This window comes from Methylobacterium sp. B1 (assembly GCF_000333255.1).
GTDB classification, from domain to species: Bacteria; Pseudomonadota; Alphaproteobacteria; order Rhizobiales; family Beijerinckiaceae; genus Methylobacterium; species Methylobacterium fujisawaense.
In genome coordinates, this window is sequence record NZ_BACT01000326.1 from 1 (window position 1) to 1,449 (window position 1,449).

Sequence of the window (1,449 nt, forward strand, 5' to 3'; positions counted from 1 at the left end):
CGCTCGACCCTTCCGGCGCGGGGTTCAACGCGGCCCGGGACCGGCTCTGGCAGCTCGACCTCTGGCGCAAGCGCGGCCTCGGCCTGCTGGCGGCGGATTTCGGGCCCGGCTACCTCGCCCAGGACCGGGCCGCCCGGCTGTTCCTCTACCGCGGCGACATGGCGGCCGAGTGGGCGGCCTACGGGCCGCAGGACACGCGGGCGATCGTCGCGGCATTCGTGGCGGGGATCAACGCCTACGTGGCCCTGACCGAGGCACGTCCCGAGCTGCGCCCGCCAGAATTCGCCGTGACGGACACGCGCCCGGCCCTGTGGCAGCCGGAGGACGTGGTGCGCATCCGCAGCCACGGGCTGATCCGCAACGTCCTGTCCGAGGTCGCCCGCGCACGGGTGCTCGCCCGTGCGGAGAGCCGGGCGGACGGGCTCGCCGCGGACGACCTGCGCAAGCGGATTAGCCCGCCCCACGAACCCATCGTCCCGGACGGTTTCGACGCCGTCGACTGGCCGGACGATCTCCTCGACGACTTCCGGCTGGCCACGGCGACGGTGGGGTTCAGCCCGGACCGGATGGCGGCGACCCGCGCGGAGGCCTGGGACTGGTCCAAAGTCGACGCGCACGGAGCCGTCACGCGCGGCCCCCGCAGCGCGCCGAAGGAGCCGGCCGAGGGCTCGAACAACTGGGCGGTGGCGCCGTCCCGCACCGCCACCGGACGGCCGATCCTGGCGAGCGATCCGCACCGGGTCTACCTGCAGCCCTCGCTGCGCTACGCCGTGCACCTGACCGCCCCGGGGCTCGACGTGATCGGGGCCGGCGAGCCGGCCCTGCCCGGCATCTCCATCGGCCATAACGGCCATGCCGCCTTCAGCCTCACCATCGCGCCGATGGACCAGGAGGATCTCTTCGTCTGCGAGACCGACCCGGCCGATCCCGATCGCTACCGCTCCGGCGACGGTTGGGCGCCGATCATGCGCATCAAGGAGCGGATCCCGGTGCGCGGCGGACCGGACGAGACCGTCATCCTCGGCTTCACCCGGCACGGGCCGGTGCTTCGCGAGGACCAGGGCCGCGCCTTCGCGCTGCGGACCGTCTGGTCGGAGCCCGGCGCTGCCGCCTATCTCGGCAGCCTCGCCTATCTCGGCGCCACGACGCCCGAGGCCTTCGGCGAGGCCCTGCGCCATTGGTCGGCGCCCTCGGTGAACCAGCTCTACGCCGACACCGCGGGGCACATCGCGTGGTTCATGGCCGGCAAGGCGCCGGTCCGCCCCGGCCATGACGGATTGCTGCCGGTGCCGGGCGACGGCCGCTACGATTGGGCCGGCTTCCACGATCCCGGCGCCCTGCCCCGCAGCGTCGATCCGGCCTCGGGCTGGCTCGCCACCGCCAACGAGATGAACCTGCCGCCGGACTACCCCGCGGAGGATCGGAAGGTCGGGTTCGAATGGGCCGAGC

1 protein-coding gene is annotated in these 1,449 nt (G+C 73.8%); it reads left to right on the top strand.

Annotated elements, in window-relative coordinates; genetic code table 11:
• Nucleotides 1-1,449, top strand: a 1,449-nt coding sequence (locus I53_RS09490; protein WP_043349678.1) for a penicillin acylase family protein, incomplete at both ends; no start/stop codon positions are given.